Annotated in this window: 1 protein-coding gene; it reads right to left on the bottom strand. The window is 40.4% G+C overall.

Going from position 1 to position 230, the window contains the following annotated elements; all coding sequences use genetic code 11:
* The coding region (locus tag H5157_RS20795; RefSeq protein WP_182725430.1) for a hypothetical protein at positions 1-230 on the bottom strand (230 nt) is incomplete at both ends.

Raw genomic sequence — 230 nt, 5'->3', positions numbered from 1 at the left:
ATCATCATCAAACGACTCGTCTTCAACCTTAGCTTCTGATTCAGAGAAGTCATTATCAATTAATAGTTCATCATCAAAATCATCTTCTAAGCTATCTAAGTTAGCATTTTCAGAAAGCGCATTTGATAAGTCCTGCTCAGCTTGGCTGGAAGCGACTCCCTGCGCCTCACCGTCTAAATCATCACCTTGTAATTCTTCGGGGGTAAATGGCAACTCACTTTCTAGTGTTT

The organism is Pseudoalteromonas sp. SG43-3, assembly GCF_014164385.1.
Classification (GTDB): Bacteria; Pseudomonadota; Gammaproteobacteria; order Enterobacterales; family Alteromonadaceae; genus Pseudoalteromonas; species Pseudoalteromonas distincta.
This window is presented reverse-complemented; position numbering and strand designations above follow the sequence as displayed.